Source organism: Chromobacterium sp. CV08 (genome assembly GCF_051129845.1).
In the GTDB taxonomy this organism is placed as follows: Bacteria; Pseudomonadota; Gammaproteobacteria; order Burkholderiales; family Chromobacteriaceae; genus Chromobacterium.
The window spans coordinates 3,784,476-3,810,008 of sequence record NZ_CP150453.1; the positions used below are offsets into that span (position 1 = coordinate 3,784,476).

At 65.1% G+C, this 25,533-nt stretch carries 19 protein-coding genes; 8 read left to right on the forward strand and 11 right to left on the reverse strand.

The features are described from left to right. Window positions 1-98: 98 nt before the first annotated feature. Window positions 99-1,145 carry an alpha/beta fold hydrolase gene (locus WNM05_RS17255; protein ID WP_434629123.1) on the forward strand — a complete coding sequence of 349 codons (1,047 nt, stop codon included), beginning with the start codon at window positions 99-101 and terminating at the stop codon, window positions 1,143-1,145. 668 nt (window positions 1,146-1,813) lie between these two features. Here the strand turns inward: WNM05_RS17255 and WNM05_RS17260 are convergent. Next, window positions 1,814-2,731: a substrate-binding periplasmic protein gene (locus WNM05_RS17260; protein ID WP_434629125.1), complete on the reverse strand. Its 918-nt coding sequence runs from the start codon at window positions 2,729-2,731 to the stop codon at window positions 1,814-1,816. Window positions 2,732-2,773: 42 nt separating this feature from the next. Further along, window positions 2,774-2,962, reverse strand: coding sequence for a hypothetical protein (locus WNM05_RS17265; protein ID WP_434629127.1), 189 nt, complete (start codon window positions 2,960-2,962; stop codon window positions 2,774-2,776). A gap of 338 nt (window positions 2,963-3,300) precedes the next feature. Between WNM05_RS17265 and WNM05_RS17270 the strand changes: the two genes are divergently transcribed. Further along, the gene (locus WNM05_RS17270; RefSeq protein WP_434629129.1) at window positions 3,301-4,254 is read left to right on the forward strand and encodes an RDD family protein; all 954 of its coding nucleotides are present in this window, start codon (window positions 3,301-3,303) and stop codon (window positions 4,252-4,254) included. Window positions 4,255-4,455: 201 nt separating this feature from the next. Here the strand turns inward: WNM05_RS17270 and WNM05_RS17275 are convergent, their stop codons facing one another. Then, window positions 4,456-7,092 (reverse strand): family 20 glycosylhydrolase, encoded by a 2,637-nt coding sequence (locus WNM05_RS17275; RefSeq protein ID WP_434629131.1) that lies wholly within the window; start codon window positions 7,090-7,092, stop codon window positions 4,456-4,458. 642 nt (window positions 7,093-7,734) lie between these two features. Here WNM05_RS17275 and WNM05_RS17280 point away from each other — a divergent pair. The 5 genes from WNM05_RS17280 (at window position 7,735) to WNM05_RS17300 (ending at window position 13,412) form a co-directional block, all read left to right on the forward strand. Further along, window positions 7,735-8,907, forward strand: a complete 1,173-nt coding sequence (locus WNM05_RS17280) for an isochorismate synthase (RefSeq protein WP_434629133.1) — start codon at window positions 7,735-7,737, stop codon at window positions 8,905-8,907. Next, window positions 8,904-10,511, forward strand: coding sequence for a (2,3-dihydroxybenzoyl)adenylate synthase (locus tag WNM05_RS17285; RefSeq protein WP_434629135.1), 1,608 nt, complete (start codon window positions 8,904-8,906; stop codon window positions 10,509-10,511). The genes WNM05_RS17280 and WNM05_RS17285 overlap by 4 nt, the downstream gene beginning before the upstream one ends. A gap of 5 nt (window positions 10,512-10,516) precedes the next feature. Further along, entirely contained in the window at window positions 10,517-11,392 is an 876-nt protein-coding gene (locus tag WNM05_RS17290; RefSeq protein WP_434629137.1) for an isochorismatase family protein, read from the forward strand. Between the two features lie 2 nt (window positions 11,393-11,394). Next, window positions 11,395-12,159 (forward strand): 2,3-dihydro-2,3-dihydroxybenzoate dehydrogenase, encoded by a 765-nt coding sequence (gene dhbA, locus WNM05_RS17295; RefSeq protein ID WP_434629139.1) that lies wholly within the window; start codon window positions 11,395-11,397, stop codon window positions 12,157-12,159. A 146-nt stretch (window positions 12,160-12,305) separates the two neighbouring features. Beyond that, window positions 12,306-13,412: a 3-deoxy-7-phosphoheptulonate synthase gene (locus WNM05_RS17300; protein ID WP_434629141.1), complete on the forward strand. Its 1,107-nt coding sequence runs from the start codon at window positions 12,306-12,308 to the stop codon at window positions 13,410-13,412. A 51-nt stretch (window positions 13,413-13,463) separates the two neighbouring features. On the opposite strand, the gene WNM05_RS17305 is transcribed toward WNM05_RS17300, so the two are convergent. From WNM05_RS17305 to rimP, 8 genes are all read right to left on the reverse strand, one after another. Continuing rightward, entirely contained in the window at window positions 13,464-14,294 is an 831-nt protein-coding gene (locus WNM05_RS17305) for a hypothetical protein (protein WP_434629143.1), read from the reverse strand. A gap of 184 nt (window positions 14,295-14,478) precedes the next feature. Further along, window positions 14,479-16,623 carry a polyribonucleotide nucleotidyltransferase gene (pnp, locus tag WNM05_RS17310; RefSeq protein ID WP_434629145.1) on the reverse strand — a complete coding sequence of 715 codons (2,145 nt, stop codon included), beginning with the start codon at window positions 16,621-16,623 and terminating at the stop codon, window positions 14,479-14,481. Between the two features lie 195 nt (window positions 16,624-16,818). Next, a complete protein-coding gene (gene rpsO, locus WNM05_RS17315) occupies window positions 16,819-17,088 on the reverse strand; it encodes a 30S ribosomal protein S15 (protein ID WP_114062157.1) in 270 nt (89 codons plus the stop codon). A 92-nt stretch (window positions 17,089-17,180) separates the two neighbouring features. Beyond that, on the reverse strand, window positions 17,181-18,104 hold the full coding sequence (truB, locus tag WNM05_RS17320; RefSeq protein WP_434629147.1) for a tRNA pseudouridine(55) synthase TruB: 924 nt from the start codon (window positions 18,102-18,104) through the stop codon (window positions 17,181-17,183). Then, on the reverse strand, window positions 18,101-18,526 hold the full coding sequence (gene rbfA / locus WNM05_RS17325; protein WP_434629149.1) for a 30S ribosome-binding factor RbfA: 426 nt from the start codon (window positions 18,524-18,526) through the stop codon (window positions 18,101-18,103). The genes truB and rbfA overlap by 4 nt, the downstream gene beginning before the upstream one ends. Window positions 18,527-18,623: 97 nt before the next feature. Then, window positions 18,624-21,518, reverse strand: coding sequence for a translation initiation factor IF-2 (gene infB, locus WNM05_RS17330; protein ID WP_434629151.1), 2,895 nt, complete (start codon window positions 21,516-21,518; stop codon window positions 18,624-18,626). A 39-nt stretch (window positions 21,519-21,557) separates the two neighbouring features. Next, a complete protein-coding gene (nusA, locus tag WNM05_RS17335) occupies window positions 21,558-23,036 on the reverse strand; it encodes a transcription termination factor NusA (RefSeq protein WP_434629153.1) in 1,479 nt (492 codons plus the stop codon). Between the two features lie 51 nt (window positions 23,037-23,087). Beyond that, entirely contained in the window at window positions 23,088-23,513 is a 426-nt protein-coding gene (gene rimP, locus WNM05_RS17340; protein WP_434629154.1) for a ribosome maturation factor RimP, read from the reverse strand. 306 nt (window positions 23,514-23,819) lie between these two features. Between rimP and WNM05_RS17345 the strand changes: the two genes are divergently transcribed. Then, window positions 23,820-25,499 (forward strand): long-chain-fatty-acid--CoA ligase, encoded by a 1,680-nt coding sequence (locus WNM05_RS17345; protein ID WP_434629156.1) that lies wholly within the window; start codon window positions 23,820-23,822, stop codon window positions 25,497-25,499. Window positions 25,500-25,533: the final 34 nt, after the last annotated feature.

Here is a 25,533-nt window from a genome sequence, read left to right on the forward strand (position 1 = left end):
GGCCATCCACCGGGACGCCGGCCGGCGCGCCACGCAGCGCCGGTCATTCCGCGTCATCGATGCGCGACACCCCACCCAACCACCACAGGTGAAACAGGATGAAAAAAACCATCGACAGCAAGCGCCGCAAGCTCCTCGCCGCAATCGCGCTTTCTCTGGCCGGAGCGTTCGCGCTGGCGGGAAACGCTCAGGCGCTGACAGCCGGTGCCGCGCCGGACGCGACGGCGACCGCGGCGCAAACCTTGCCCAGCTTCAAGACAATCAAGCAGATCGACGCCGGGGTGCTGAACATCGGCTACGTCGACGAAGGCCCGGCCGACGGCCCGGCTGTCATCCTGCTGCACGGCTGGCCGTATGACATCCACAGCTTCATCGACGTCGTCCCCATTCTGACCCGGTCCGGCTACCGCGTGATCGTGCCATACCTGCGCGGCTACGGCAGCACGCGCTTTCGCGACGCCGGCGCCGTGCGCAACGGCCAGCCGGCGGCGCTGGCTTCCGACGTCGTCGCGCTGATGGACGCGCTGAAGATAGACAAGGCCATCCTCGCCGGTTACGACTGGGGCGCGCGCTCAGCCGACATCGTCGCCGCGCTGTGGCCGCAACGGGTGAAGGGGCTGGTTACCGTCAGCGGCTACCTGATCGGCAGCCAGGAAGCCGGCAAGCAACCGTTGCCGCCCAAGGCCGAGCTGCAATGGTGGTACCAGTTCTACTTCGCCACCGAGCGCGGCCGCGCCGGCTACGAGAAGAACCATCGCGATTTCGCCAGACTGATCTGGCAAAGCGCCTCGCCGCAGTGGCATTTCGACGACGCCGCCTTCGAACGCAGCGCCGCGGCGCTGGACAACCCGGACCATGTCGCCGTCACCCTCTACAACTATCGCTGGCGCCTGGGCCTGGAAACCGGCGAAGCGAAGTACGCCGGCCTGGAAGCGCGCCTGGCCACCTTCCCCGCCATCACCGTGCCGACCATCACCATGGAAGGCGACGCCAACGGCGCGCCTCACCCCGAACCGGCGGCATACGCCAAGCGCTTCACCGGCAAGTACAAGCACCTGCTCATCCGCGGCGGCGTGGGACACAACCTGCCGCAGGAAGCGCCGCGCGCCTTCGCCGACGCGGTGATCGAGGTCGATCATTTCTGAGTCAGAATCCCTCGTGGCCCGCCTGGGCATTGGCCATCGCTTGCCCCGGTCGCATTGCAAAAAAGGAAAGCACCGCCACCCGTTTCTCCGCCTCCGATGCTGCCAACGATGGCAGCGCCAGCATCCCCGGCCCGGCTGCAGAACCATCCGACCTTGTCGCGACAGGAGCGAGCCTCCATCCTCCGCCGAGAGCGAAGCCCGCGCTCATCAAAAAGCCTTCCCGAGATGGGAAGGCTTTTTGTTTCGACCACGATTGGTCCTGTTACTACGCAGGCTCGGCGTACTCAGTGACTTCTTCTTTGCTTCGTGGACCGGCAGCGTCGGATGCTTTGGCGCATTCGGCGGGTCTACGTGCCGGCGGCGATCATCGGTCCCATCTTCCTTCTTCGGTTTCGGACCTAGCCTGATGGAACTTGGGATGCTGACCGCCTCCCATTTTCAGCCACAGTGGACGCCATAGATAGATAGCGACTCATTAGAATTCAGGATTCCAGGTAACGGAAGCCAACTTGGACTAAGAGCCGCTAACAAAACCGCGCAGCGTGCCTGAGCCAAGGCGCGCCGACGCAGGCAGTACAAGTAGTACGACAAGGAGGCGCAACGCAGGATCAGGGGTTTTGTTAGCGGGTCTAAATGCAAGAAGGCCAACCCAGCCCACAGCCCTTAACTCATGGAGCCACCTTGTCATTTAGTCTGTACTTTCTCTTGAGTTCCATAATAAAGGCTGGGTTTTTGGCAAGAAATTCATTGAACTGCCTGACCACATCGCCTTGCCGGATGCTGGAGAGAGAAAAATCATTGCTTTCAAAAGGAAGTTTTCTATCAAACACCAGCGCGCCAGGCTTGCGAATAACCATATCGAGATAGTAATTGATGACTATCGGGCTGGCATAGACGGCGTCGTAGTGCCCGGTCATCCCTAAAGCGATCACTTTGCTGAACGAATCTTCCTGATAGACCCGAATGGTTCCATCATTGATCTTTTGCCGCATGGCCTGATCAAAAGGCCAAGGCGTAAAGCCTCGCATGGTCACAATGGATTTAAGGGAAGTCTCCGATAGTTGAGCGACGCTCTCAGGCTTCACCAACAAGCCCTCAATGACATTTACGACCGGCTCGCTATAGAAGATGAGCTTCCCTTTTTTCAGATCGGCTTGCCAGCGCGGATTGTCCGGGTATTTGAAATCAATCGAATTGTCGTTCAGAAACGTATGGAACAGCCTTGAGACCGGAAGCGGCATATAAGTAAACGAATGGCCGGCTTGCTTTGCGAATGCATCGAGCAAATCCCGACCATATCCGGAAAATTTCCCATTGACGCAGCTATGCAGAGGGTAATAGTCAACGTCTTCGACACCAATGACAAAAGACTTGGCAGCCGCGGTGCCAATGAATGCCATGCAAAGAAACGCCATTGCCATTGATGTCAATTTCATTCCACACCACACAGTCACATCCATATGCATGAAAACGGCATTGAGTAAACTCGCCTGCTTAAAGCGGCCAACAAGGTCAGTTTGACGGCTGAGGCAAGGCGCGCCGGCGCAGGCAGTACCGGAGTACGACGAGTCGGCGCAGGGCCGCATCAGGAATTTTGTCAGCCGCTCCTAGCGCTTGCTCATTGTTTATTACTGTAGAGCAAACACCCAAGCCATCGCCTGGAAAATAACCGGCCGCCGGCTCAGCGCAGGCGACGGCTCCCGCACAAAGCCGAGAACGCCTCTTCCCTTCGCATTTCCTTCCGCCGACGGATTCGGCATCCCGCCGGTGAGGACGTCGGGCGGGTCGCCATCGAGCTTGTGGAATCGTTTCTGCATGCTAGCACAAAGGCATCAGCGGCCACCTTGAACGGGGCTGACCATCCTGGTACCGCCGCCGGGCGGAATGAAATGAAGCCCGATACTTGCCGGGAACGGCCCCTAAGGGCAGCCCGGCCCCACCCGCCCGATCCATCGCACGACTTGCGCCCCCCTTTCCAGGCAAAGACTTCGGGAACGAGTCGATGCAGCAGCCCGCCATCCCTCCCCGCCTGCAGGGCTGCCTTGGCCGACCGCCATGCCGATGTGCTAGGATCGCCTCCGCCGGCCAGAAGCAGCCATTGCAACGCTTCGGCCCTGGCTTTTACCGCGCCCCATACAAGAACAATGGAAGACACATGACAATTGATTCGTTGAGCGAACCCCGGATAATCGCTGGTTTCTGGAGGCGTTTAGCTGCCTTTTTCCTGGACTGCTTGTTGCTTGCTGTCGTTGGAATGGCTTTGGGATACTTTTTCACCCAGGAGCTTGCGCGATTGGGTCCTTGGGGGCAATTGCTGGGATTTTCCATAGCGGCAGTCTACTTTGCAGTCCAGAACAGCAAGATGGGCGGCGGCCAGACAGTTGGAAAACGACTGCTGAAAATCAGAGTCGTCGCCAAAAGCGGAACGCCGCTTTCGGTGCCGGCAGCATTTGCGCGCTTCCTGCCCTTAGCTGCGCCATGGTTTCTGAACAGCATGCTGTTTTCCGAGTCGGTATTTTTCTCGTATTGGTTTTATGCGCTTTCGATAGCCGTTTTCGGCATCGGGCTTCCCGTCGTCTATTTGTACGTGTTCAATCGCAAGTCGCGGCAGTCTCTCGGCGATCTTCTCGTCGCCTCCTACGTTGTCTCAACGGATGCCAGCGGGCATGTCCTTGCGCCTGCCGTCTGGAAAGGCCATGTCGCGGCTTGCGCTCTGCTGGCGATGGCCTCCGGCATTGCGCCATATTTCATCAAGCATTTCACCTCCAGCGAGCCATTCGCCTCATTGATCAGCATCACCGATGCAGTGGACTCTCAACCCTGGGTCATGCATGCACAGGTCTACAAAGGGAAAACATTCCCCATCTCGGCGAAAAACAACGATGAAGCCTCGACCTTCCTAAGCGTTGTCGCCTATTCGAAAGACCCGGACATCGCCAACCCGCAGCGCGCTACCCGATTGGCCAAGCTGGCGCTGGCGACGGACAAGACCGCTGCCGGCCTCGACGTGATTCAAGTGATGCTCGCCCATGGGTACGACATAGGCATCGCCTCGTATTGGCGATCTGTGCATTATGTCCATTCGCCGGCGGAGTGGCGGACGCAATGACGGCCGTCCGATCGATCACGCCGCCGGCCTCGACGATTGACGACGCGGAATGCCGGCAATGGACGTAGCCCGGACTGAATGAAATGAAGGCCAACGCTTACCGGGAGCATGAGGCCAGCTCTCCCGGCGAACGTTGGCCTTCGCAAGCTCAGCCCAAGCGACGGCCGGCGCGGCCAGGCGTCCTGCCCGCACCGATGCCTCTCACTGCCCCGACAGCGCCTCCACCCGTCCGGCGCGGCGGCCGTCCTGGGTGACGCCGCGCCAGTAGCGCGCCTGCACCTGCTGGCCGGGCCGGTAGGTCTGCCAGCCATGGCCGTCGCTCGAGTACTGCAGCCGCGCGCCCGGCCATTCGGTCGTCGCCGACGCCCCGTTGGCCCCCGGCAGCACCGCCGGCATCGATACCCGGTAGCCTATGCCGGCGTGCTCCAACTTGGGCGCTTCGCGCCAGCCCAGCACCGCGGCGAACTGCTGCCAGTCGGCGTTCAGCGCCGTCTTGTCCACCAGTTGCGTGACGCCCAGCTGATAGGTTTCGCCGACCTTGTACGGCCGCTCCCAGCCGGCCTTGTGCCAGGCGCGCTCGGCCAGCGCCAGCAAGCGCGGGTAGACCATGGTTTCGAACTCGGCGTCGGTGCGCATCACCTCGGTCCAGGCCTGGCCCTGTATGCCGGCGTAACGCGCCGGCGCGGCCGAGCTGGTCACAGCGAACGGCTGGCCCTGTCGATCCGGCATCACTTCGGCGTTCTGCGGCAGATTGTCCGGCGCGAAGCTGAACACCTTGTAGCTGTCGGTGTCGCGCGAGGCCCAGTAATAGCCGTGCTCGCGCGGGTTCAGCTCGTAGGGGAAGTCGAAGTACAGATAGTCAGGCAGCGCCAGCACCGTCTGGAAACCCTTGGCGACATAGCCGTTGGCGGCCTGGGCCGCGCCCCAGTACAGCGTGTCCCATTCGGTGACCATGGTATTGCGGGTGGCGAAGTCGGACGCGCCGCCCGAGCCGGCGACGCCGTCCTGCCACGCCGCCATCGTCGGGATGCCCTGGGCGGAGACGATACGGCTGGCTTCGCGCGCGAAGCGCAGCGGCAGCTCGTCGACGCTCTTCAGCCCGCCCTTGGCGATCTGCGCCTGGCAGGCCGGCGAGCGGCCCCAAGGCTTGTCCTGCTGCGCCATATTGACCTTGCCCTTGGACGGATCGGTGCCGCCGACATCCTGGAAGCCGGAACCCAGCAGGATGTTCTTGGCTTCGTCGCCGCCGAAATGCCAGGTCTGCAGCGGCTGGCCGGCCTCGCGGTGCATCTGCGCCACTTCGGACACCAGCTTGGCGACGAAGCGCGCGCTGCCCGGCACGCAGGGATTGAAATAAGTGCGGCGATCGTAGAACTGCACCGACAGCGTGTTGGACTGGTCCTTCGGGTCCAGCAGCCGGTATTCGGCCGCCGCCTGCGCCTGGCCGGCGGCGGCCAGCTTGCGGTAGCGCGCCTCCATGGACACCACCGCGGCGCGCGCGTGGGCCGGCATGTCGAACTCCGGGATCACCTCGATGAAGCGGGCCTGGGCGTAGCGCACCAGCTCGATATAGTCGGCGCGGGACAGATAGCCGCCGCCGGACTGGTTGGCCGGGCCGGAACCGAGTTGCGGCACCAGACACCGGGTTTCGCTCAGATCGTGGCAGCGGCGCGCGCCGACGTCGGTCAGCTCCGGCAGGCCGGGAATCTGCAAACGCCAGCCCTCGTCGTCGGACAGGTGAAGGTGCAGCTTGTTCAGCTTGTAGGCGGCCATCTGGTCTATCAGGCGGCGCACCGTCGCCGGCTGCTTGAAGTTGCGCGCCAGATCGGCCATGAAGCCGCGGTGGACGTAGCGCGGCGCGTCCTCCACCGTCATCCAGCGCACCTGGCCGCCGCCTTGCGGCAGCAGGCCCAGCAGCGTCTGCACGCCGTAGAACACGCCGGCGGCGTCGAAGCCCTCGACCTTGACGCCCTGCTGGCCTATCTGCAGCCGGTAGCCGCCGGAGACGGCGATGTCGGCCGGCAGGCGGGAACCGACGATGCCGCCGCTGACGCCGATGCCGTCGCCGCGCAAGCCCAGTTGCGCCGCGCGCCGCGCCAGCGCGTCCTTCTGCGCCGGGCTGATGCCTGACAGGTTCAGATTGACGCCGCGGACCAGCAGCTCGCCGCCGCCCAGATGCTGGCGCAGCGCGGCAGGAATGACGCGGTTGGCCACCTGCGCCGCCGCCAGTTGCGGTCCGCGCTGGCTGAAGGTCCGGTAGCGCTGCTCCGGCGTCGCCAGCGGCCGCAGTTCGCCGGCAGGATTCTTCCAGTTGTCGCCGCTCAGCGGCAGCAGATAGCTGGCCTCGTCGCTGCTGTCGTGCTGCAGCAGGGCCGGCTGCTGGCCGTCCACCGTCACATAGGGCCGCGGCAGGACGTCGCTTTCCTGCAGGATCCAGTATTCGTCCAGGAGCGGCAGTTCCAGCTTCTGGCCGGGCGCCAGGCCCTCGAAGGCGGCGGTCGGCGTGATCTGGTACAGGTCGCCGGTGATGTGGCGCAGGGCGAACTGCGGCGTGTCCAGCTTCAGGATGCGGCGTATGCTGTGCAGATACAGATTCCAGCCGCCGCCGGCCGGCACCGCCTGCCCGCCTTTGTTTTCCAGGATCAGCCGCCCCTTCAGGCAGGACGCCCAGTCCGCCCCCAGCTCGGCGCACGGCGCGCCGGCTGCCGCGCCCTTATTGGTGTCCACGGCAATCCTCAAGGACAGGCTCTGTCCCAGCACCGTCGCATCCGGGGCGGCCCACGCCCACGTCGACAAGGCGGCCAGCACCGCCGCCCCCAGCAATCGCTTCATGCTCATCGTCCACTCCCTTGTTGTTCACTGCATCGTGACGCCGGCGCGGCTGTGCGCTTGCCGGCGCGTGGCGCCGTCATGCCGACGGCATTGGTATTTAATTGGTATGTCCGACAAACGGCAAGCAGTACTGCCAATTAGGACTGGTGCAATGCAAATCATTGCTTTCCGGACTTGCCGGCAGCCGGCAATCAGGCTAAGACCCGCTAACAAAACCCCTGATCCTGCGTTGCGCCTCCTTGTCGTACTACTTGTACTGCCTGCGTCGGCGCGCCTTGGCTCAGGTACGCTGCGCGGTTTTGTTAGCGGCTCTAAGAGCCTGTTCAAAGTCTTTTTGCGAACATCGCAGCCCGGCCGGCGCATGGCTTTGTCAAACGCCTGTTGCATTGAACGACACTGCGGCGGGCCGCTTTGGGCGCCCGGCATCCGGTAGAAAACGGCCGCGGCCACAAAAAGACCTTGAACAGGCCCTGAGGCCGACACCTGGCAAGGCCCAAGGGCTGCGGAAACGCTAAGTCCTTAATTCCCAAGAACCATTAGCATTCCATTCACATTAATGCCTTATTCATTCACTTTATGCTTGACACATGACATGGATTGAATATAACTTTAAACGATAATCATTATCATTACCGTTTGGAGCCTGCCATGCGCACGCAATCCGCGACGACCGCCGACGATGGCGATTCCTACTATTTCATGTCCGCCCATCGCAGCGTGAAAGCCAGCGGCATCCACTCCCGCCTGAGCTTGCCGGCGCGCGACGGCGGCGATGCCGGCGGCGCCTTCGCGCGCGCCGTCGCCGAAGCCTTCGCCCGCGCCCGCGCGGACGGCCTGCGCGAGCCGGTGCTGATGGGCGCCATCCCCTTCGACATGGACAAGCCGTCCGAGCTGTTCATCCCCGGGCAACACGCCTTCTTCGACCGCGAAGACAGGCTGGCCGCCGCCCGCCTCCCCGCCGACGGCGCCCATGCGCTGAGCGCGCGCAGCATTCCGGACGAGCAGGGCTTCAAGCGCGCCGTGAGCCAGGCGATCGCGCGCTTCGCCGACGGCGACATCCGCAAGGCGGTGCTGTCGCGGGTGCTGGAAGTGGACTTCGACCAGCCGGTGTCGGCGGACCGGGTATTCGACGCCGCCTGCGCGCAGAATCCCAGCGGCTACCAGTTCCAGCTGCCGCTGTACGGCGGCGCCCGCCTGATAGGCGTCAGCCCCGAATTGCTGTTGCGGAAGGACGGCGCCCGCATCCGCACCTTCCCGCTGGCCGGTTCGGCCAAGCGTCAGGCCGACGCGGCCGCCGACGCCGACGCAGGCCAGCGGCTGCTGGCGTCGACCAAGGACCATTACGAGCACAGCCTGGTGATAGACGAGATCCGCAGCGTGCTGACGCCGCACTGCGCCGAGCTGGCCATCCCGGACCAACCGTCGCTGCTCGGCACCCGCGCGATGTGGCACCTGGGCACGCCGATAGACGGCACGCTGGCCGATCCGGCCATGTCGGTACTGCAGCTGGCCTGCCAGCTGCATCCGACGCCGGCGATCTGCGGTTTCCCGACCCAGGCGTCGCGGCAGCTGATCCGCCAGATCGAGCCGTTCGAGCGCGGCGTGTTCAGCGGCATGGTCGGCTGGTGCGACGAAGCCGGCAACGGCGAGTGGGCGGTGACGATACGCTGCGCCACCGTCGAGCGGCAGCGGGTGCGGCTGTTCGCCGGCGCCGGCATCGTCGCCGCGTCGACGCCGGAATCGGAGTGGGCGGAGACCCAGGCCAAGCTCGGCACGATGCTGGCCGCCTTCGGCCTGTCCGGCACGGAGGCGCTGGCATGAGCATCGCCTTCACCCGCTGGCCCGACGATCTGGCCGCCCGCTACCGCGCCGCCGGCTGGTGGAACGACCAGCCGATGACCGAGATGCTGCAGCGGCAATGCCGCGAGCGCCCCGACGCGCCGGCGATCCTGTGCGGCGAGCGCGAGATCAGCTACGCCGAACTGGATCGCCGTTCCGGCAATCTGGCCGCCTGGCTGCTGTCGCGCGGCCTCGCCCGCCACGACACCGCGCTGGTGCAGCTGTCCAACACGGCCGAGTTCTATATCGCGCTGTTCGCGCTGTTCAAGATAGGCGTCGCGCCGGTCAACGCGCTGTTCAGCCATCAGAAGCTGGAGCTGTCGGCCTACGCCCGCCAGATCCAGCCCAAGCTGCTGATCGCCGACCGCCGCCATCCGCTGTTCGGCGACGACGCGATGGCGGACCAGCTGGCCGCGATCTCGCCGGCGCTGAGCGTGCGCCTGTTCGCCAACGGCGGACTGGACGCGGTGCTGGAACAGGACCATGCCGGCCTGCCGGACGACGCCGGCCCGAGCGCCGCCGACGAGGTCGCCTTCTTCCAGTTGTCGGGCGGCAGCACCGGCACGCCCAAGCTGATTCCGCGCACCCACAACGACTACTTCTACAGCGTGCGCCGCAGCGCCGAAATCTGCGGACTCGGCCCGCACACCCGTTTCCTGTGCGCGCTGCCGGCGCCGCACAACTTCCCGCTGAGCTCGCCCGGCGCGCTGGGCGTGTTCCACGCCGGCGGCGCCGTGGTGCTGGCGCCGAATCCGGAGGCGCAGGCCTGCTTCGCGCTGATCGAGCGCCACCGGGTCGACATCGCCGCGCTGGTGCCGCCGGCGGTCGCCTTGTGGTTGCAGGCGGCGCCGGGCCGCGAGTCGCAATTGGCCAGCCTGAAGCTGCTGCAGGTCGGCGGCGCCAGCTTCGCCGAGGCCACCGCGCGCCAGGTGCCGGCGGTGTTGGGCTGCGCGCTGCAACAGGTGTTCGGCATGGCCGAAGGCCTGGTCAACTACACCCGGCTCGACGACGGCGACGACATCGTCTTCGGCTGCCAGGGCCGGCCGATGAGCGACGGCGACGAGGTCAAGGTGGTCGACGAGGCCGGCCATCCGGTGCCGGCGGGCACGCCGGGCATGCTGGCCACCCGCGGCCCCTACACCTTCCGCGGCTACTACCTGGCGCCGGAGCACAACGCCCGCGTGTTCGACAACGAAGGCTTCTATTACTCCGGCGACGTCGTCGTCGCCGACGAGCGCGGCTATCTGCGCGTGGTCGGCCGGGTCAAGGACCAGATCAACCGCGGCGGCGAGAAGATCGCCGCCGAGGAGATCGAGCACCTGCTGCTGCTGCACCCGCAGGTGGCCCAGGCCGCGCTGGTGGCGATGCCCGACGCGATGCTGGGCGAGAAAAGCTGCGCCTACGTCGTCGCGCGCGGGGACGGACTGAAGCCGGTGGCGCTGCGCCGCTTCCTGCGCGAGCAGGGCGTGGCCGACTACAAGCTGCCCGACCGCTTCGAACTGGTGGACACCCTTCCGCTGACCCACGTCGGCAAGATAGACAAACAAACGCTGCGCGGCCTGCTGGCCGCCGCGGCCGGAGCCTGAACACAATGAGCATCCCCAAGCTGAACGCCTACCCGCTGCCGCAGGCGGCCGACTTCCCCGCCAACAAGACCTCCTGGCGCGTAGAACCCGCGCGCGCCGCGCTGCTGATCCACGACATGCAGCGCTACTTCCTGGCCTTCTACGGCGAGGACAGCCCGCTGATGCAAGAGCTGACCGCCCGCGTCGCCGCGCTGCGCGACTGGGCCGACCGCCACGGCGTGCCGGTGATCTACACCGCCCAACCGACCGAGCAAAAGCCGGAGGACCGCGCGCTGCTGAACGATATGTGGGGCCCCGGCCTGACCACGGCCGATCCGGCGCTGCAGGCGGTGACGCCGGCGCTGGCGCCGCGTCCGCAGGACACGGTGCTGGTCAAATGGCGCTACAGCGCCTTCCAGCGCAGCGATCTGCAGGACAGGATGAAAGCCTGGGGCCGTGACCAGCTGGTGATCTGCGGCGTCTACGCCCACATCGGCTGCATGATGACCGCCTGCGACGCCTTCATGCGCGACATCCAGGCCTTCATGGTCGGCGACGCCGTCGCCGATTTCAGCGAGGACGAGCACAAGATGGCGCTGCGCTACGTGGCCACCCGCTGCGGCGCGGTCGTCTCCACCGCCGACCTGGCCGAAGCCGGCGCCGAGGCGATCACCCGCGACTGGCTGAAGGCGCAGCTGCTGGCGGTGCTAGAGGACGGCGACGACAGCCTGGCCGGCGACGACAATCTGCTGGACTACGGCCTCGATTCGATACGCGTGATGGAGCTGGTGGGCCGCTGGCGCGAACAGGGCCTGGACATAGGCTTCGAGGACCTGGCCCGCACGCCGACGCTGGACGGCTGGTGGGCGGCGATAGCGTCCCGGCTGCCGCAGGAGGCCTGAGCATGCGCCAACTGGATTTCACCGGCCAATGCGCCTGGGTCACCGGCGCCGCCCAGGGCATAGGCCGCGAAGTGGCGGGACGGCTGCTCGAGGCCGGCGCGCGCGTGATCGCGCTGGATCTGAAGTTCGAGGGCCAGGCCGATGGCGGCGGCGCGCTGCGCGAACTGCCGCTGGACATCCGCGACGCCGACGCCGTGGCCGCGCTGTGCCGCCGCCTGGCCGACGAGAACGCGCTGCCCGACGTGCTGGTCAACGCCGCCGGCGTGCTGCGCACCGGCCAGCTGGACGCGCTGTCCGTCGACGACTGGCAGCAATGCCTGGCCGTCAACGTCAGCGGCCCCTTCTACCTGCTGCGCGCGCTGATGCCGCATTTCAAGGCGCGCCGCGCCGGCGCCATCGTCAACATCGCGTCCAACGCCGCCCACGTGCCGCGGCTGGACATGGCCGGCTACGGCGTGTCCAAGGCGGCGATGGTCAGCCTCAGCCACAACGCGGCGCTGGAGCTGGCGCCGTACGGCGTGCGCTGCAATGTGGTGTCGCCGGGCTCCACCGACACGCCTATGCTGCGCGGCATGTGGCAGGACGAACACGGCGCCGCCCGCACCATCGCCGGCAAGCCCGAGGCCTACCGGCTCGGCATTCCGCTCGGCAAGCTGGCCACGCCGGCCGACATCGCCGGCGCGGTGCTGTTCCTGGCCTCGGACCTGGCCGGCCACATCACCATGCAGGACGTGGTGGTGGACGGCGGCGCCACGCTGGCCGCCTGAACATGCGGCCCGCCCGGCAGGGAGAGGCCGGACGCGCCGTCGGCGCGCGGCCGCCCTGTCGCCGACACCGGGGCCGCGCGCCGGCCCTGCCGCAAACGACGGGCTGAATCCGCTGCTCGTTTGCGGATCATCCTGTGGAGAACATCATGACAACGCTTGCAAGGCCGGAACACGGCCTACTCGCGCCCGAACACCCCGATCCGGCGCCGCCGTCCAGCCAGGCCGACTATCATGCGATGGCCAGCCCGGCCGAGCTGTTGCGCAGCCTGCCGGCCGGCCCGCGCGCCCGCGCCTCGGTCCACGCCGGCCGCGCCGCGGTGAAGCGGGTGCTCAGCGGCGAAGACCCCCGCTGGCTGGTGGTGGTGGGGCCCTGCTCCATCCACGATCCGCGCGCCGGCCTGGACTACGCCGCCCGCCTGGCCGAACTGGCCGCCGATGTCGGCGACACGCTGCTGATCGTGATGCGCGCCTATTTCGAGAAGCCGCGCACCAGCGTCGGCTGGAAAGGCCTGATCAACGACCCGTATATGGACGACAGCTGCTGCCTGGACGAGGGCATGCACATCGCGCGCCGCTTCCTCTTGGCCGCCGCCGAACTGGGCCTGCCGCTGGCCGGCGAGGCGCTGGATCCGCTGTCGCCGCTGTATCTGGCCGATCTGTACAGCTGGATGGCGATAGGCGCGCGCACGACGGAATCTCAAATCCACCGCGAGCTGGCCTCGGCGCTGGACTGCGCCGTCGGCTTCAAGAACGGCACCGACGGCACGCTGGACGCGGCGCTGAACGCCGTCGTCTCGGCCAGCGCGCCGCACGCCTATCTGGGCATGGGCCGCGACGGCCGCGTGGCCGTGGTGAACAGCCGCGGCAATCCGCACTGCCACCTGGTGCTGCGCGGCGGCGGCGGCCGGCCCAACTACGACTCGGTCAGCATCGCGCTGGCCGAGCAGGCGCTGAAGAAGCGCGACATCCCGCCGGCCATCATGGTGGACTGCGCACACGGCAATTCGTGGAAGAACCACCAGTGGCAGCCCAGGGTGCTGAGCGACGTCGTCGGGCAGATCCTGGCCGGCAACCACGGCATACGCGCCGTGATGCTGGAAAGCTTCATCGAGCCGGGCAACCAGCCGATACCGGCCGACCTGTCGCAGTTGCGCTACGGCTGCTCGGTGACCGATCCCTGCGTGGACTGGGACACCACCTCGCTGATACTGCGCAATGCGCGCAACAGGCTGCGGCCGCTGCTGCCGGCCTGACCGGAACGCGCCGCCGCGGATGCCGGCGGCGCTTTTCGACGATAAGCGGCCTCAGAGCGACGCCAGTTCCGCCACCGCGCCGCTTCGATAGGCGATGAACGGCAGATCGAAACCCTGCTGCCGCATCTGATGCTGCAACTCCCTGGCCTTGGACTGGGAAGCCGGCGAATCGACATCGACGTAGATGCCGAGCACGTCCTGCGGCCGGTAGCAGATTTTGGCCTCGGTCGGCTCCACCTCTCCGCCCTCCTGCCTGATCTGCGCCATCTTGTCCTGTATCTGGTCGAATGCGAATACCGAACGGTACTCGTCGGGAATGCCCAGTTCGTTCATTTTCTGTTCCGTCACATCGGTGGCGTCTACCGAAAAGATCTCTTCATTGCCGGTGGCGCCATAGGCACCCATCATGTCGAACTTCGGGAAGTTGTCCGGGAAATACCGGCTGGGCTCCAGCCCGGCAGGCACATTGGCCGTCGCCGCATCGAAAGTGGAAAAACCGCCCAGTCGCGCATCGGAACTGAGGATCAGCCCGGTACGGTCGCCATGCGGATCATGGACCTTGCCGTTCAGCCCTTGCTGGATGAAGGTGGCCGAAGACCAGTACCGCTCGTCGCGGCCACGCCCCAGGCTGGCATCCAGCTTGGGCATGAAGGTCCTCTCGAATTCGTCGTGATGATCCGACACCGTTCTCAGGTACAGCCCGCCGCTTTCGAATTGCTGTTTCAATTTCTCCAGCTTTTCCTGCCGGTTGCCGCCAATGACTTCCTGTCGGACATCGCTGGCGGACGCTGTGGAAACGGAAGCGGCGGTCGCGCCGGAAGAAAGGGAAATATTCATGGCCGTATCCATCCATATCGGTTGCAGACCGGTGAAAAATAGCATCGGGCAACGTTATGGACTTTCCATTTTCGCTCCAAGCCGCGCCGCCGGAGAACATCGTCGGCGGACACGCACTCCGGCCCTGGAGCCGGCCAGGCGGTCAAGAAATGAATAAAATTGCCGCGCAAAACAAAACCCCCGCGTAAGCGGGGGTTCGACATCCAAGACGCCCGAAGGCGGGAAAGGATTACTGGGCCTTCAGACCGAACGATTCAGCGGTCGCCTGGGCGGTTTTCGCTTCCTCTTCCAGCAGGGCCTTGATCGACAGGCGGATGCGGCCGCGGTCGTCCATCTCGATGGCCTTGACCTTCACGACCTGGCCTTCCTTCAGGTAGTCGGACACATTCTTGATGCGCTCGTTGGCGATCTGCGAAATGTGCACCAGACCGTCCTTGCCCGGCAGGATGGATACGATGGCGCCGACGTTGTTGTCGAGGATCTTGACCACGGTGCCTTCGTAGACCTTGCCCACTTCGACTTCGACGGTGATTTCTTCGATGCGCTTCTTGGCCGCTTCCGCGCCCTCGTTGCTGACCGAAGCGATCGTGATCGTGCCGTCTTCCTCGATATTGATCTCGCAGCCGGTATCCTTGGTGATCGAACGGATGGTCTCGCCGCCCTTGCCGATCACTTCGCGGATCTTCTCCGGGTTGATCTTCATCACGTACAGGCGCGGAGCGTGGGCGGACAGCTCTTGCGGACCGTCCACGGCTTCCTTCATCAGGCCCAGGATGTGCATGCGGCCTTCCTTGGCCTGCTCCAGCGCAACCTGCATGATTTCCTTGGTGATGCCCTGGATCTTGATGTCCATCTGCAGCGCGGTCACGCCCGAAGCGGTACCGGCCACCTTGAAGTCCATGTCGCCCAGGTGGTCTTCGTCGCCGAGGATGTCGGTCAGCACCGCGAAGCGGTTGCCTTCCAGGATCAGGCCCATGGCGATGCCGGCCACGTGCGCCTTCAGCGGCACGCCGGCGGACAGCAGCGACAGGCAGCCGCCGCACACGGAAGCCATCGACGAGGAGCCGTTGGATTCGGTGATCTCGGACACGACGCGCATCGAGTAGCCGAATTCGTCTTCCGGCGGCAGCACCGCCACCAGCGCGCGCTTGGCCAGGCGGCCGTGACCGATTTCACGGCGCTTCGGCGGGCCCATGCGGCCGGCTTCGCCGGTCGAATACGGCGGGAAGTTGTAATGCAGCATGAAGCGCTCGGTGTATTCGCCGGCCAGCGCGTCGATGATCTGCTCGTCCTGCTTGGTGCCCAGCGTGGTCACGACCAGCGCCTGGGTTTCGCCGCGGGTGAACAGCGCCGAACCGTGGGTGCGCGGCAGCACGTTGCTGCGGATGCTGATCGGGCGCACGGTGCGGGTGTCGCGGCCGTCGATGCGCGCTTCGCCTGCCAGGATCTGGCCGCGGACGATCTCGGCTTCCAGGTCCTTGAAGATGCCCTTGATCTCGTTGGCCTTCAGCGTGTCGGTTTCTTCGTTGATCAGGCCGGCCTTGACGGCGTCCCAGGCTTCGTTGATCGCGACGGTGCGCGCCTGCTTCTGGCGCAGGCGGAAGGCTTCGGCCAGCTTGTCGCCGGCGATGCCGCGGATCTGGGAGACCAGCGCCTCGTCCTTGGCCGGGGCGGCCCAGTCGAACATCACCGGGTTCACTTCGTCGGCCAGCTCGTTGATGGCCTTGATCGCGGCCTGCATCTGATCGTGGCCGAAGACCACGGCGCCCAGCATCACGGCTTCGGACAGTTCCTTGGCTTCGGATTCGACCATCAGCACCGCGCGCTGGGTGCCGGCCACCACCAGGTCCATTTCGGACGTGGCCAGCTGGCTGCGGGTCGGGTTCAGGATGTATTCGCCGTTGGCGTAACCGACGCGGGCCGCGCCGATCGGGCCGGCGAACGGCAGACCGGAGATGGCCAGCGCGGCGGAGGCGCCGATCATGGCCGGAATGTCGGAATCCACTTCCGGGTTCAGCGACACGACGGTGGCGACGATTTGCACGTCATGGTAGAAGCCGGCCGGGAACAGCGGGCGGATCGGACGATCGATCAGGCGGCTGGTCAGCACTTCCTTCTCGGACTGCTTGCCTTCGCGCTTGAAGAAGCCGCCCGGAATCTTGCCGGCGGCGTAGGTGCGCTCCAGGTAGTCGACGGTCAGCGGGAAGAAGTCCTGGCCCGGCTTGACGTTCTTGCCGCCGACGACGCTGACCATGACCACGGTGTCGTCGACGGTGACGAGTACGGAACCGGACGCCTGGCGGGCGACTTCACCGGTTTCCAGGGTGACGGTCTGGTTGCCGTACTGGAAGGTTTTGGTGATCTTATTGAACACGAGGGTTTCCCTATCTTGGTTCGATGATTGAAATTCGCGAGCCGGAAAAAACAACGGGAACCCCTAAAAATTCTGACCTGCGGCATAGATCGGAATTTGTAGAGGCTCCCCCCGTTGTCACAACAATAAAACTCGCGGCACTGCCGGCGTGAAAAAGTCGCAGCGAACTGCGACTTTTTCAGAACCGTATACCGATTACTTGCGCAGGCCCAGACGGGTGATCAGCGCGCGGTAGCTGTCAGCGTCGGTGCGCTTCAGGTAGTCCAGCAGACGACGACGACGGCTGACCAGCTTCAGCAGACCACGACGGCTGTGGTGGTCCTTGGTGTTGGCCTTGAAGTGCGGGGTCAGATCGTTGATGCGTGCGGTCAGCAGGGCAACCTGCACTTCGGACGAACCGGTGTCGCCTTCTGCGCGTTGGAAGCCTTTAACGATTTCTGCTTTTTGAGCGGCGGTCATTGCCATTTGGATTACTCCGTTTCAATAGGGGTTTGAAAACCCGACAAGTGCGGCGAGCCGGAAAACCCAACCCATTCCACACTTCGGTAAGCGGCGGATCAGGGCGTTTCCGCCTGTTCCGCCAGGAGCCGGATCGGATGCAGACGGCCATCGCCGCGCGCCTCTCCCAGCCCCACGAATCTCCGGGTGGACTGTTGATACACCCGGAAACGCTGTATTTTCTCACACTTTTGTTCAAAACGCACGGGCTGGCCGTGCATAAACTTGCCGATCTCGCCGTCGCCCAGTTCCAACTGTGGAAAATGCGCGACCAGCACATCGGCCGGCAGCAGTTTCGCCTCGCGACCGGCCATGTCCAGCCGTTCCAGATCGGCCAGTGGCAGCGATTCATCCAGGCTGAAGCCGCCGGTCGCGGTGCGGCGCAGCCCGGTCAGATGGGCGCCGCAGCCCAAGGCCTCGCCGATGTCGCAGGCCAGGGTCCGGATATAGGTCCCCTTGCTGCACAGCACGTCCATCACCGCGGTGTCGCCGTCGAAACTGACCAGCTCCAACTGGCGGATGACGACCTGGCGCGCCTCGCGCGGCACTTCGATGCCGGCGCGGGCGTATTCGTACAGCGGCTTGCCCTGGTGCTTCAGCGCCGAATACATCGGCGGCACCTGGCTGATCTCGCCGGTGAAGCGCGCCATCGCGGCCAGCAGCGCCTCGCGGTCGAAGGCGATCGGACGCTCGGACACCACTTCGCCCTCGATGTCGCCGGTCGTCGTAACCGCGCCGAACTTCACCGTCGCGCGATAGCCCTTGTCGGCGTCCAGCAGGTAGGAGGAAAACTTGGTCGCCTCGCCCAGGCATACCGGCAGCAGGCCGGTGGCCAGCGGATCCAGCACGCCGGTGTGGCCGGCCTTGGCGGCGTTCAACAGCCAGCGCGCCTTCTGCAGCGCGTTGTTGCTGGAGATGTCGTAGGGCTTGTCGATCAGCAGCACGCCGTCGATGCGGCGCCGGTTGCTGCGCGGCTTGCTCATTCGGCCGCGCCCTTGTCCGCGCCTTCGCCTTCACCGTCGGCCGACGCCTCGCCGAACTTCTCGGCGTCGTCGCGCGCCACCTGGCTGATCAGGCTGGTCAGGTGCATGCCGCGCTCGACCGAGTCGTCATAGACGAAATGCAGCTGCGGAATGCTGAAGATCTTGATCGCGCGGCCCAGCTCGTTGCGCAGATAGCCGGCCGAGCTTTCCAGCGCCTCCTGGGTCGCCTCGCGGGTGGAGTCGACCATCACCGTGTAGTAGATCTTGGCGTGGGAGTAGTCGCGGGTCACCTCGACCGCGGTGATGGTGATCCAGCCGGCGCGCGGATCCTTCAGGCCCTTGCGGGTCAGTTCGGCCAGCTCGCGCTGGATCTGCTCGGCGATGCGGTCCGAGCGGGAAAAACCTTTTTTGGCTTTGGCCATGTCAATTCCAGTTCTGTTCTTGCGCGGCGCACATGAGAAAAAGGGCGAGCGCCCGCCGGCCATCCGGCCGACGCTGCACCCGCCCCTGGCGTCCCGATTACAGGGAACGCGCGACTTCCACGATCTCGAACGCTTCCAGTTGGTCGCCTTCCTGGATGTCGTTGAAGTTCTTCAGCATCAGGCCGCATTCGTAGCCTTGCTTGACTTCCTTCACGTCGTCCTTGAAGCGCTTCAGCGATTCCAGTTCGCCGGTGTGCACCACCACGTGGTTGCGGATCAGACGGACCGAAGCGGAACGCTTGATCATGCCGTCGGTCACCATGCAACCGGCGATATTGCCGACCTTGGAAACCGAGATCACCTGACGGATCTCGACGGTACCCAGGATCTGCTCCTTCTTCTCCGGAGCCAGCATGCCGGACAGCGCGGCCTTCACCTCGTCCACCGCATCGTAGATGATGCTGTAGTAGCGGATGTCGACGCCCTCGTTCTCGGCCAGCTTGCGCGCGGCCGCGTCGGAGCGGGTGTTGAAGCCGATCACGATGGCCTTGGACGCGATAGCCAGGTTGATGTCCGACTCCGAGATGCCGCCGACGCCGGAGTGCAGGATGCTGACGCGCACTTCGTCGGTGGACAGCTTCTGCAGGCTGCCGGCCAGCGCTTCGTACGAACCCTGCACGTCGGCCTTGATGATCAGCGACAGCGTCTGCACTTCGCCTTCGGTCATCTGGGCGAACATGTTCTCCAGCTTAGAAGCCTGCTGCTTGGCCAGACGCACGTCGCGGAACTTGCCGGCGCGGAACAGGGCGATCTCGCGCGCCTTCTTCTCGTCGGCCAGAACCATGGTGTCTTCGCCGGCCTGCGGCACGTCGGACAGACCCAGGATCTCCACCGGGATGGCCGGACCGGCCGACTCGATGGCCTTGCCGTTCTCGTCCATCATCGCGCGGACGCGGCCGAACGCCGTGCCGGCCAGCACCACATCGCCCTTCTTCAGCGTGCCGGATTGAACCAGCAGCGTGGCGACCGGACCGCGGCCCTTGTCGAGGCGGGCCTCGACGATGATGCCCTTGGCCAAGCTGTCGACCGGGGCCTTCAGCTCCAGCACTTCGGCCTGCAGCAGGATGGCTTCCAGCAGCCCGTCGATATTGGTGCCCATCTTCGCGGACACTTCGACGAACTGGGTGTCGCCGCCCCAGTCTTCCGGCACCACTTCGTGCGCCACCAGCTCCTGGCGGATGCGCTCGACGTTGGCGCCGACCTTGTCGATCTTGTTGACCGCCACCACCATCGGCACCTTGGCGGCCTTGGCGTGGTGGATGGCCTCGATCGTCTGCGGCATCACGCCGTCGTCGGCAGCCACCACCAGCACGACGATGTCGGTGGCCTTGGCGCCGCGGGCACGCATCGCAGTAAACGCTTCGTGACCCGGAGTGTCGAGGAAGGTGATCATGCCGCGCGGGGTTTCCACGTGGTAGGCACCGATGTGCTGCGTAATGCCGCCGGCTTCGCCCGCGGCGACCTTGGCGCGGCGGATGTAGTCCAGCAGCGAGGTCTTGCCGTGGTCGACGTGACCCATCACGGTCACCACCGGGGAACGCGGCTGTTCGACGACTTCGACGGTCTCGCCGTCGGTCACGTCCAGATAGGCTTCCGGATCGTCCGCCTGGGCGGCCTTCGGCTTGTGGCCCATCTCCTCGACGACGATCATCGCGGTTTCCTGGTCCAGCACCTGGTTGATGGTGACCATCATGCCCATCTTCATCAGGGCCTTGATCACTTCAACCGCCTTCACCGCCATCTTGTGCGCCAGTTCGGCCACGGTGATGGTTTCCGGCACCAGGACCTCATGGATGATCGGCTCGGTCGGGGTCTGGAAAGCGTGCTGGTTGTTGCTTTGCTTGTGCTTGCCCTTGCCGCCGCGGGATTTCCAGTCGTTGCCGGTATCGCCGCCCTTGGTCTTCAGACCGCGGCCACCCTTCTTGTTGTCGTCCCAGCTGCGGTCGCCGCCCTTCTTGCCGCCGCCCTTCTTCGCATCGGGACGGCCGGCGACGGTAGCCGGAATGGCCGGAGCGCCGGGCGCGCCGGCAGTAGCCGGACGCGGGCCGCGGCTATCACCTGCCGGGCGCGGGCCGCGATCGCCGGCGCCTGCCGGACGCGGACCACGGTCGCCGGCCGGACGCGGGCCGCGATCGCCGGCGCCCGCCGGACGCGGACCACGGTCGCCGGCGCCTGCCGGACGCGGACCGCGGCTGTCGCCCGGACGGGCGTTGCGGTCGCCGTTCGGCGCGCCGCGACGGTCGTCGCGCGGCTCTTCACGCTTCGGTTCGGCGACGACAGGCGCCGGAGCCGGCTGCGATGCGGCCAGCTTGGCGGCCTGACGGCGCTCTTCGCGTTCGATCTTTTCGCGCATCAGCGCTTCCTGACGGGCGCGGAACGCCGCCTGGCGCTTCTCTTCCGCTTCGCGGGCGGCGATTTCTTCCGGCGTCAGGATGGAGGCGACGGTCGGACGTACCGCCGGCTTGACTTCCGGCTTGGCCTCGACCTTCGGTTCCGGCTTCGGCTCCGGCTTGGCCTCGACCTTCGGTTCCGGCTTCGGCTCCGGCTTGACCTCGACCTTGGGCTCCGGCTTCGGCTCCGGCTTGGCTTCCGCCGGCGCGGCGATGGGCGCCTGCTCGACCGGCTTGGCGGCCTCGACGCGCGGGGCGTCTTCCGGACGCGCCACGACACGCTTCTTGCGGGTCTCCACGGTCACGGTGCCGCCATCGGCCTTCTTCACCTCGGACGTGGACTTGCGGGTCAGCGTGATGCCGCTGTCCTCGCGGGTGCCATGCGAGCGTTTCAGGTAGTCCAGGAGCTGGGACTTGTCTTGTGCCGACAGGGTGTCATCCGGCGAGCGCTTGCTCACACCGGCGGCGCGCAGCTGTTCCAGCAGGCGCTCGGGGGTGAGATTCATCTCGCTGGCAAATTGTTTTACATTCGTCAAAACCATGCGTCTTCCCAAATTCCGTAAATACTTCCCGAGAAAGCCTTACTGGTTGAACCAGTGTTCGCGCGCCTTCATGATGATGGCGCGTGCAGCTTCCGCTTCCATGCCGGTCATGTCCACCAGATCGTCAACGGCCAGGTCGGCCAGATCGTCGCGGGTGGTCACGCCGCCTGCGGCCAGCTTGCGAACCAGCTCGGCATCCAGGCCCTCCACGTCCTTCAGGTCGTCGGATACGTTCTCGACCTGCTCTTCGGACGCGATGGCCTGCGTCAGGAGCGCATCACGGGCGCGGCTACGCAGCTCGCCCACCAGCTCCTCGTTGAAGCCTTCGATTTCCAGCATTTCTTCCAGCGGCACATAGGCCACTTCTTCCAGCGCGGCGAAGCCTTCGCTCACCAGTTTGGCGGCGGTCTCCTCGTCCACGCTCAGCGCGCTGACGAACAGCTGGCGCAGCGCGGCGTCCTCGGCTTCATGCTTCTCTTCGGCCTCGGACACGGTCATGATGTTCAAGTACCAGCCGGTCAACTCGGCGGCGAGCTTGACGTTCTGGCCGCTGCGGCCGATGGCCAGCGCCAGTTGTTCTTCCTCGACGATCACGTCCATGCTGTGATTGTCTTCGTCGACCATGATGCGGCTGACTTCGGCCGGCGACAGCGCGTTGATGACGAACTGGGCCGGTTCCGGCGCCCACAACACGATGTCGACGCGCTCGCCGGCCAGCTCCTGGGTCACCGCCTGCACGCGCGAGCCGCGCATGCCGATGCAGGTACCCTGCGGGTCGATGCGGGCGTCGTTGGCCTTGACGGCGATCTTGGCGCGCATGCCCGGATCGCGCACGGCGGCGCGGATTTCCAGCATGCCTTCCTCGATCTCCGGCACTTCCAGCTCGAACAACTTGACCAGGAATTCCGGCGCGGTGCGCGACAGGATCAGCTGCGGGCCGCGGCCCTGGCGATCGATGCGCAGCAGGTAGGCCTTGACGCGGTCGCCGACGCGAAGGTTTTCCTTCGGAATCATCTGGTCGCGCGGCAGCACCGCTTCCAGCTTGCCGCACTCGACGATGGCATTACCGCGCTCGATGCGCTTGATGGTGCCGATCACCAGGTGCTCGCGGCGCTGCAGGAACTCGTTCAGCAGCTGTTCGCGCTCGGCGTCGCGGATGCGCTGCAGGATCACCTGCTTGGCGGTCTGCGCGCCGATGCGGCCGAACTCGACCGCTTCCATCTGTTCTTCGATGAAGGCGCCCAGCTCGATGCGAGGATCGCGTTCGCGAGCGTCGATCAGGCCGATTTCCTTGCTTTCGGATTCCAGCAGCTCGTCCTCCACCACCATCCAGCGGCGGAAGGTCTGATACTGACCGGTGTAGCGGTCGATCTCGACGCGCACATCCATCTCGTCATCGGTAAACTTTTTCTTGGTGGCCGAGGCAAGCGCCATTTCAAGGGCGGAAAAAACCACATCCTTGCTGACATTCTTCTCGCTCGCCAGGGCATCCACCAGCAACAAAATCTCGCGACTCATGCATTCCTCTCCGAATTTTGTCCTTTTGCGCGGGCTATCGCCGTCCAGGCATCAAAACTCAGGCTCGAGACGAGCCTTGTCGATGTTGGCGAACGGAATCACCACGATGCGGCCATCTACATCCAGCTTCACGGAGCCGTCCTCGACCCCGGCAAGACGACCGGTAAATTTCTTCTGCTGCTCGATCGGCATCCGCGTCTTGACCTTGGCGAGCTGACCGGCGAAGCGGACAAAATCGGCTTCCTTCTTCAAAGGACGATCCAGGCCCGGCGAAGAGACCTCCAGCCGTTCGTAGTTCACGTTTTCGACCATGAACAGCCGGGTCAGGTGATTGCTCACCAGCACGCAGTCTTCCACGGTGATGCCACCGGGCTTGTCGATAAACACGCGAAAACCGCCCCCTGGGGTCATTTCGAAGTCGACCAACTCGTAGCCGAAACCCTGCAGGGTGTTTTCCAGCAGCAAACGAACATCCATTGCTTTTTCCACAAATAAAAAATGGGCGAAACGCCCATCCCTAACCGCTGCGATTGTAACCTATTCCCGCAAAAAAGAAAACCTGCCGCCCCACCCGCCCGGAGCGCCCCGCAAGCCTATGCCAGACAATTTTGCGAGAGCATTTCACTTACGGTACATTACCGCGGATCAGACCTCGAGTTTGAGCGCAGCGGCCACGGGCCGCCAAGACAACGACTAAAAAATAGCGACACGCTAAACCGATTCGCCACCGGCCGCGCCGGAGCGAAGCTCGCTAAAACCCGCACGACGGAGAAACCCGGATTTATGGATAAGGTGTGGCTTAAAAACTACCAGGCTGGGGTGCCCCACGAGATCGACATCAATCAGTTCCAGTCGGTCACCGAAGTGTTCGACCGCAGCATAGAGAAGTTCGGCGACCGCCCCGCCCTCGCCAATATGGGCAAGCAGCTGAGCTACGCGCAGCTGGACGCGCTCAGCGGGCAGTTCGCCTCCTTCCTGCAGCACAAGCTGGGCCTGAAGAAAGGCGACCGCGTCGCCGTGATGATGCCCAATCTGCTGCAATACCCTATCACCATCTTCGGCACGCTGCGCGCCGGCGGCGTGGTGGTCAACGTCAATCCGCTGTACACGCCGCGCGAGCTGGAACACCAGCTGAAGGACGCCGGCGCCGAAACCATCGTCATCCTGGAGAACTTCGCCGGCGTGCTGGAACAGGTGCTGCCTCGCACCCGGATCAAGAACGTGGTGATCGCCTCCATCGGCGACATGCTGGGCTTCGCCAAGGGCGCGCTGGTCAACTTCGTCGTACGCAAGGTGAAGAAGATGGTGCCGCCGTGGCGCCTGCCCGGCCACATCCGCTTCAACGACGCGCTGTCCGCCGGCGCCGCCCGGCCCTACGACAAGGTCGCGCTGGGCCACGAGGACATCGCCTTCCTGCAATACACCGGCGGCACCACCGGCGTCGCCAAGGGCGCCGAGCTGCTGCACCGGAACATCGTCGCCAACATGCTGCAGGCCAGCGCCTGGGTCGGCACGCTGGTGCGTCCGGGCCAGGAGGTCATCGTCACCGCGCTGCCGCTGTACCACATCTTCTCGCTGACCGCGAACCTGATGGTCTTCATCGAGATGGGCGCGCTGAACGTGCTGATCACCAATCCGCGCGACATCCCCGGCTTCGTCAAGGAGCTGCGCAAGTATCCGATCACCTGCATCACCGGCGTCAACACGCTGTTCAACGCGCTGGTCAACAATCCGGAATTCGCCAAGCTGGACTTCTCCACCTGGCGGCTGACGCTGGGCGGCGGCATGGCGGTGCAGAAGGCGGTGGCCGACAAATGGCAGGCCGTCACCGGCGTGCCGCTGGTCGAGGCCTACGGACTGACCGAGACCAGCCCGGCCGCCTGCATCAACCCGATGAACCTGCCGGAGTACAACGGCACGATAGGCCTGCCGGTGTCGTCCACCGAGATCGAGATCCGCGACGCCGAAGGCAAGCCGGTGGCGCAGGGCGAACAGGGCGAGCTGTGCATACGCGGCCCGCAGGTGATGCGCGGCTACTGGAACCGTCCGGACGAGACCGCCAAGGTGCTGGGCGCCGACGGCTTCCTCGCCACCGGCGACATGGCGATGATCACGCCCGAGGGCTACGTCAAGCTGGTGGACCGCAAGAAGGACATGATCCTGGTGTCCGGCTTCAACGTCTATCCGAACGAGATCGAGGACGTGGTGGCCAGCCATCCCGACGTGCTCGAAGTGGCCTGCATCGGCGTGCCGGACGAGAAGTCCGGCGAAGTGGTCAAGGTCTTCGTCGTGAAGAAGAACCCGGCGCTGACCGACAAGGACGTCATCCGCTACTGCCGCGAGAACCTGACCGGCTACAAGGTGCCGAAGGTGGTCGAGTTCCGCACCGAGCTGCCGAAGACCAATGTCGGCAAGATCCTGCGCCGCGCGCTGCGCGACGAGGAAGCCGCCAAGCACGCCTGAGCGACGCCGTCGCCGATCCACGCCGCCGCCCCCG

Coding starts and splice junctions, on each gene's coding strand:
- WNM05_RS17280 (WP_434629133.1), top strand. CDS start 7,735: ATGCGCACGCAATCCGCGACGACCGCCGACGATGGCGATTCCTACTAT.
- WNM05_RS17260 (WP_434629125.1), bottom strand. CDS start 2,731: ATGCGGCCCTGCGCCGACTCGTCGTACTCCGGTACTGCCTGCGCCGGC.
- WNM05_RS17255 (WP_434629123.1), top strand. CDS start 99: ATGAAAAAAACCATCGACAGCAAGCGCCGCAAGCTCCTCGCCGCAATC.
- rimP (WP_434629154.1), bottom strand. CDS start 23,513: ATGGATGTTCGTTTGCTGCTGGAAAACACCCTGCAGGGTTTCGGCTAC.
- WNM05_RS17305 (WP_434629143.1), bottom strand. CDS start 14,294: ATGCTATTTTTCACCGGTCTGCAACCGATATGGATGGATACGGCCATG.
- rpsO (WP_114062157.1), bottom strand. CDS start 17,088: ATGGCAATGACCGCCGCTCAAAAAGCAGAAATCGTTAAAGGCTTCCAA.
- dhbA (WP_434629139.1), top strand. CDS start 11,395: ATGCGCCAACTGGATTTCACCGGCCAATGCGCCTGGGTCACCGGCGCC.
- WNM05_RS17265 (WP_434629127.1), bottom strand. CDS start 2,962: ATGCAGAAACGATTCCACAAGCTCGATGGCGACCCGCCCGACGTCCTC.
- WNM05_RS17270 (WP_434629129.1), top strand. CDS start 3,301: ATGACAATTGATTCGTTGAGCGAACCCCGGATAATCGCTGGTTTCTGG.
- WNM05_RS17290 (WP_434629137.1), top strand. CDS start 10,517: ATGAGCATCCCCAAGCTGAACGCCTACCCGCTGCCGCAGGCGGCCGAC.
- rbfA (WP_434629149.1), bottom strand. CDS start 18,526: ATGGCCAAAGCCAAAAAAGGTTTTTCCCGCTCGGACCGCATCGCCGAG.
- WNM05_RS17345 (WP_434629156.1), top strand. CDS start 23,820: ATGGATAAGGTGTGGCTTAAAAACTACCAGGCTGGGGTGCCCCACGAG.
- infB (WP_434629151.1), bottom strand. CDS start 21,518: ATGGTTTTGACGAATGTAAAACAATTTGCCAGCGAGATGAATCTCACC.
- truB (WP_434629147.1), bottom strand. CDS start 18,104: ATGAGCAAGCCGCGCAGCAACCGGCGCCGCATCGACGGCGTGCTGCTG.
- WNM05_RS17300 (WP_434629141.1), top strand. CDS start 12,306: ATGACAACGCTTGCAAGGCCGGAACACGGCCTACTCGCGCCCGAACAC.
- nusA (WP_434629153.1), bottom strand. CDS start 23,036: ATGAGTCGCGAGATTTTGTTGCTGGTGGATGCCCTGGCGAGCGAGAAG.
- WNM05_RS17285 (WP_434629135.1), top strand. CDS start 8,904: ATGAGCATCGCCTTCACCCGCTGGCCCGACGATCTGGCCGCCCGCTAC.
- WNM05_RS17275 (WP_434629131.1), bottom strand. CDS start 7,092: ATGAGCATGAAGCGATTGCTGGGGGCGGCGGTGCTGGCCGCCTTGTCG.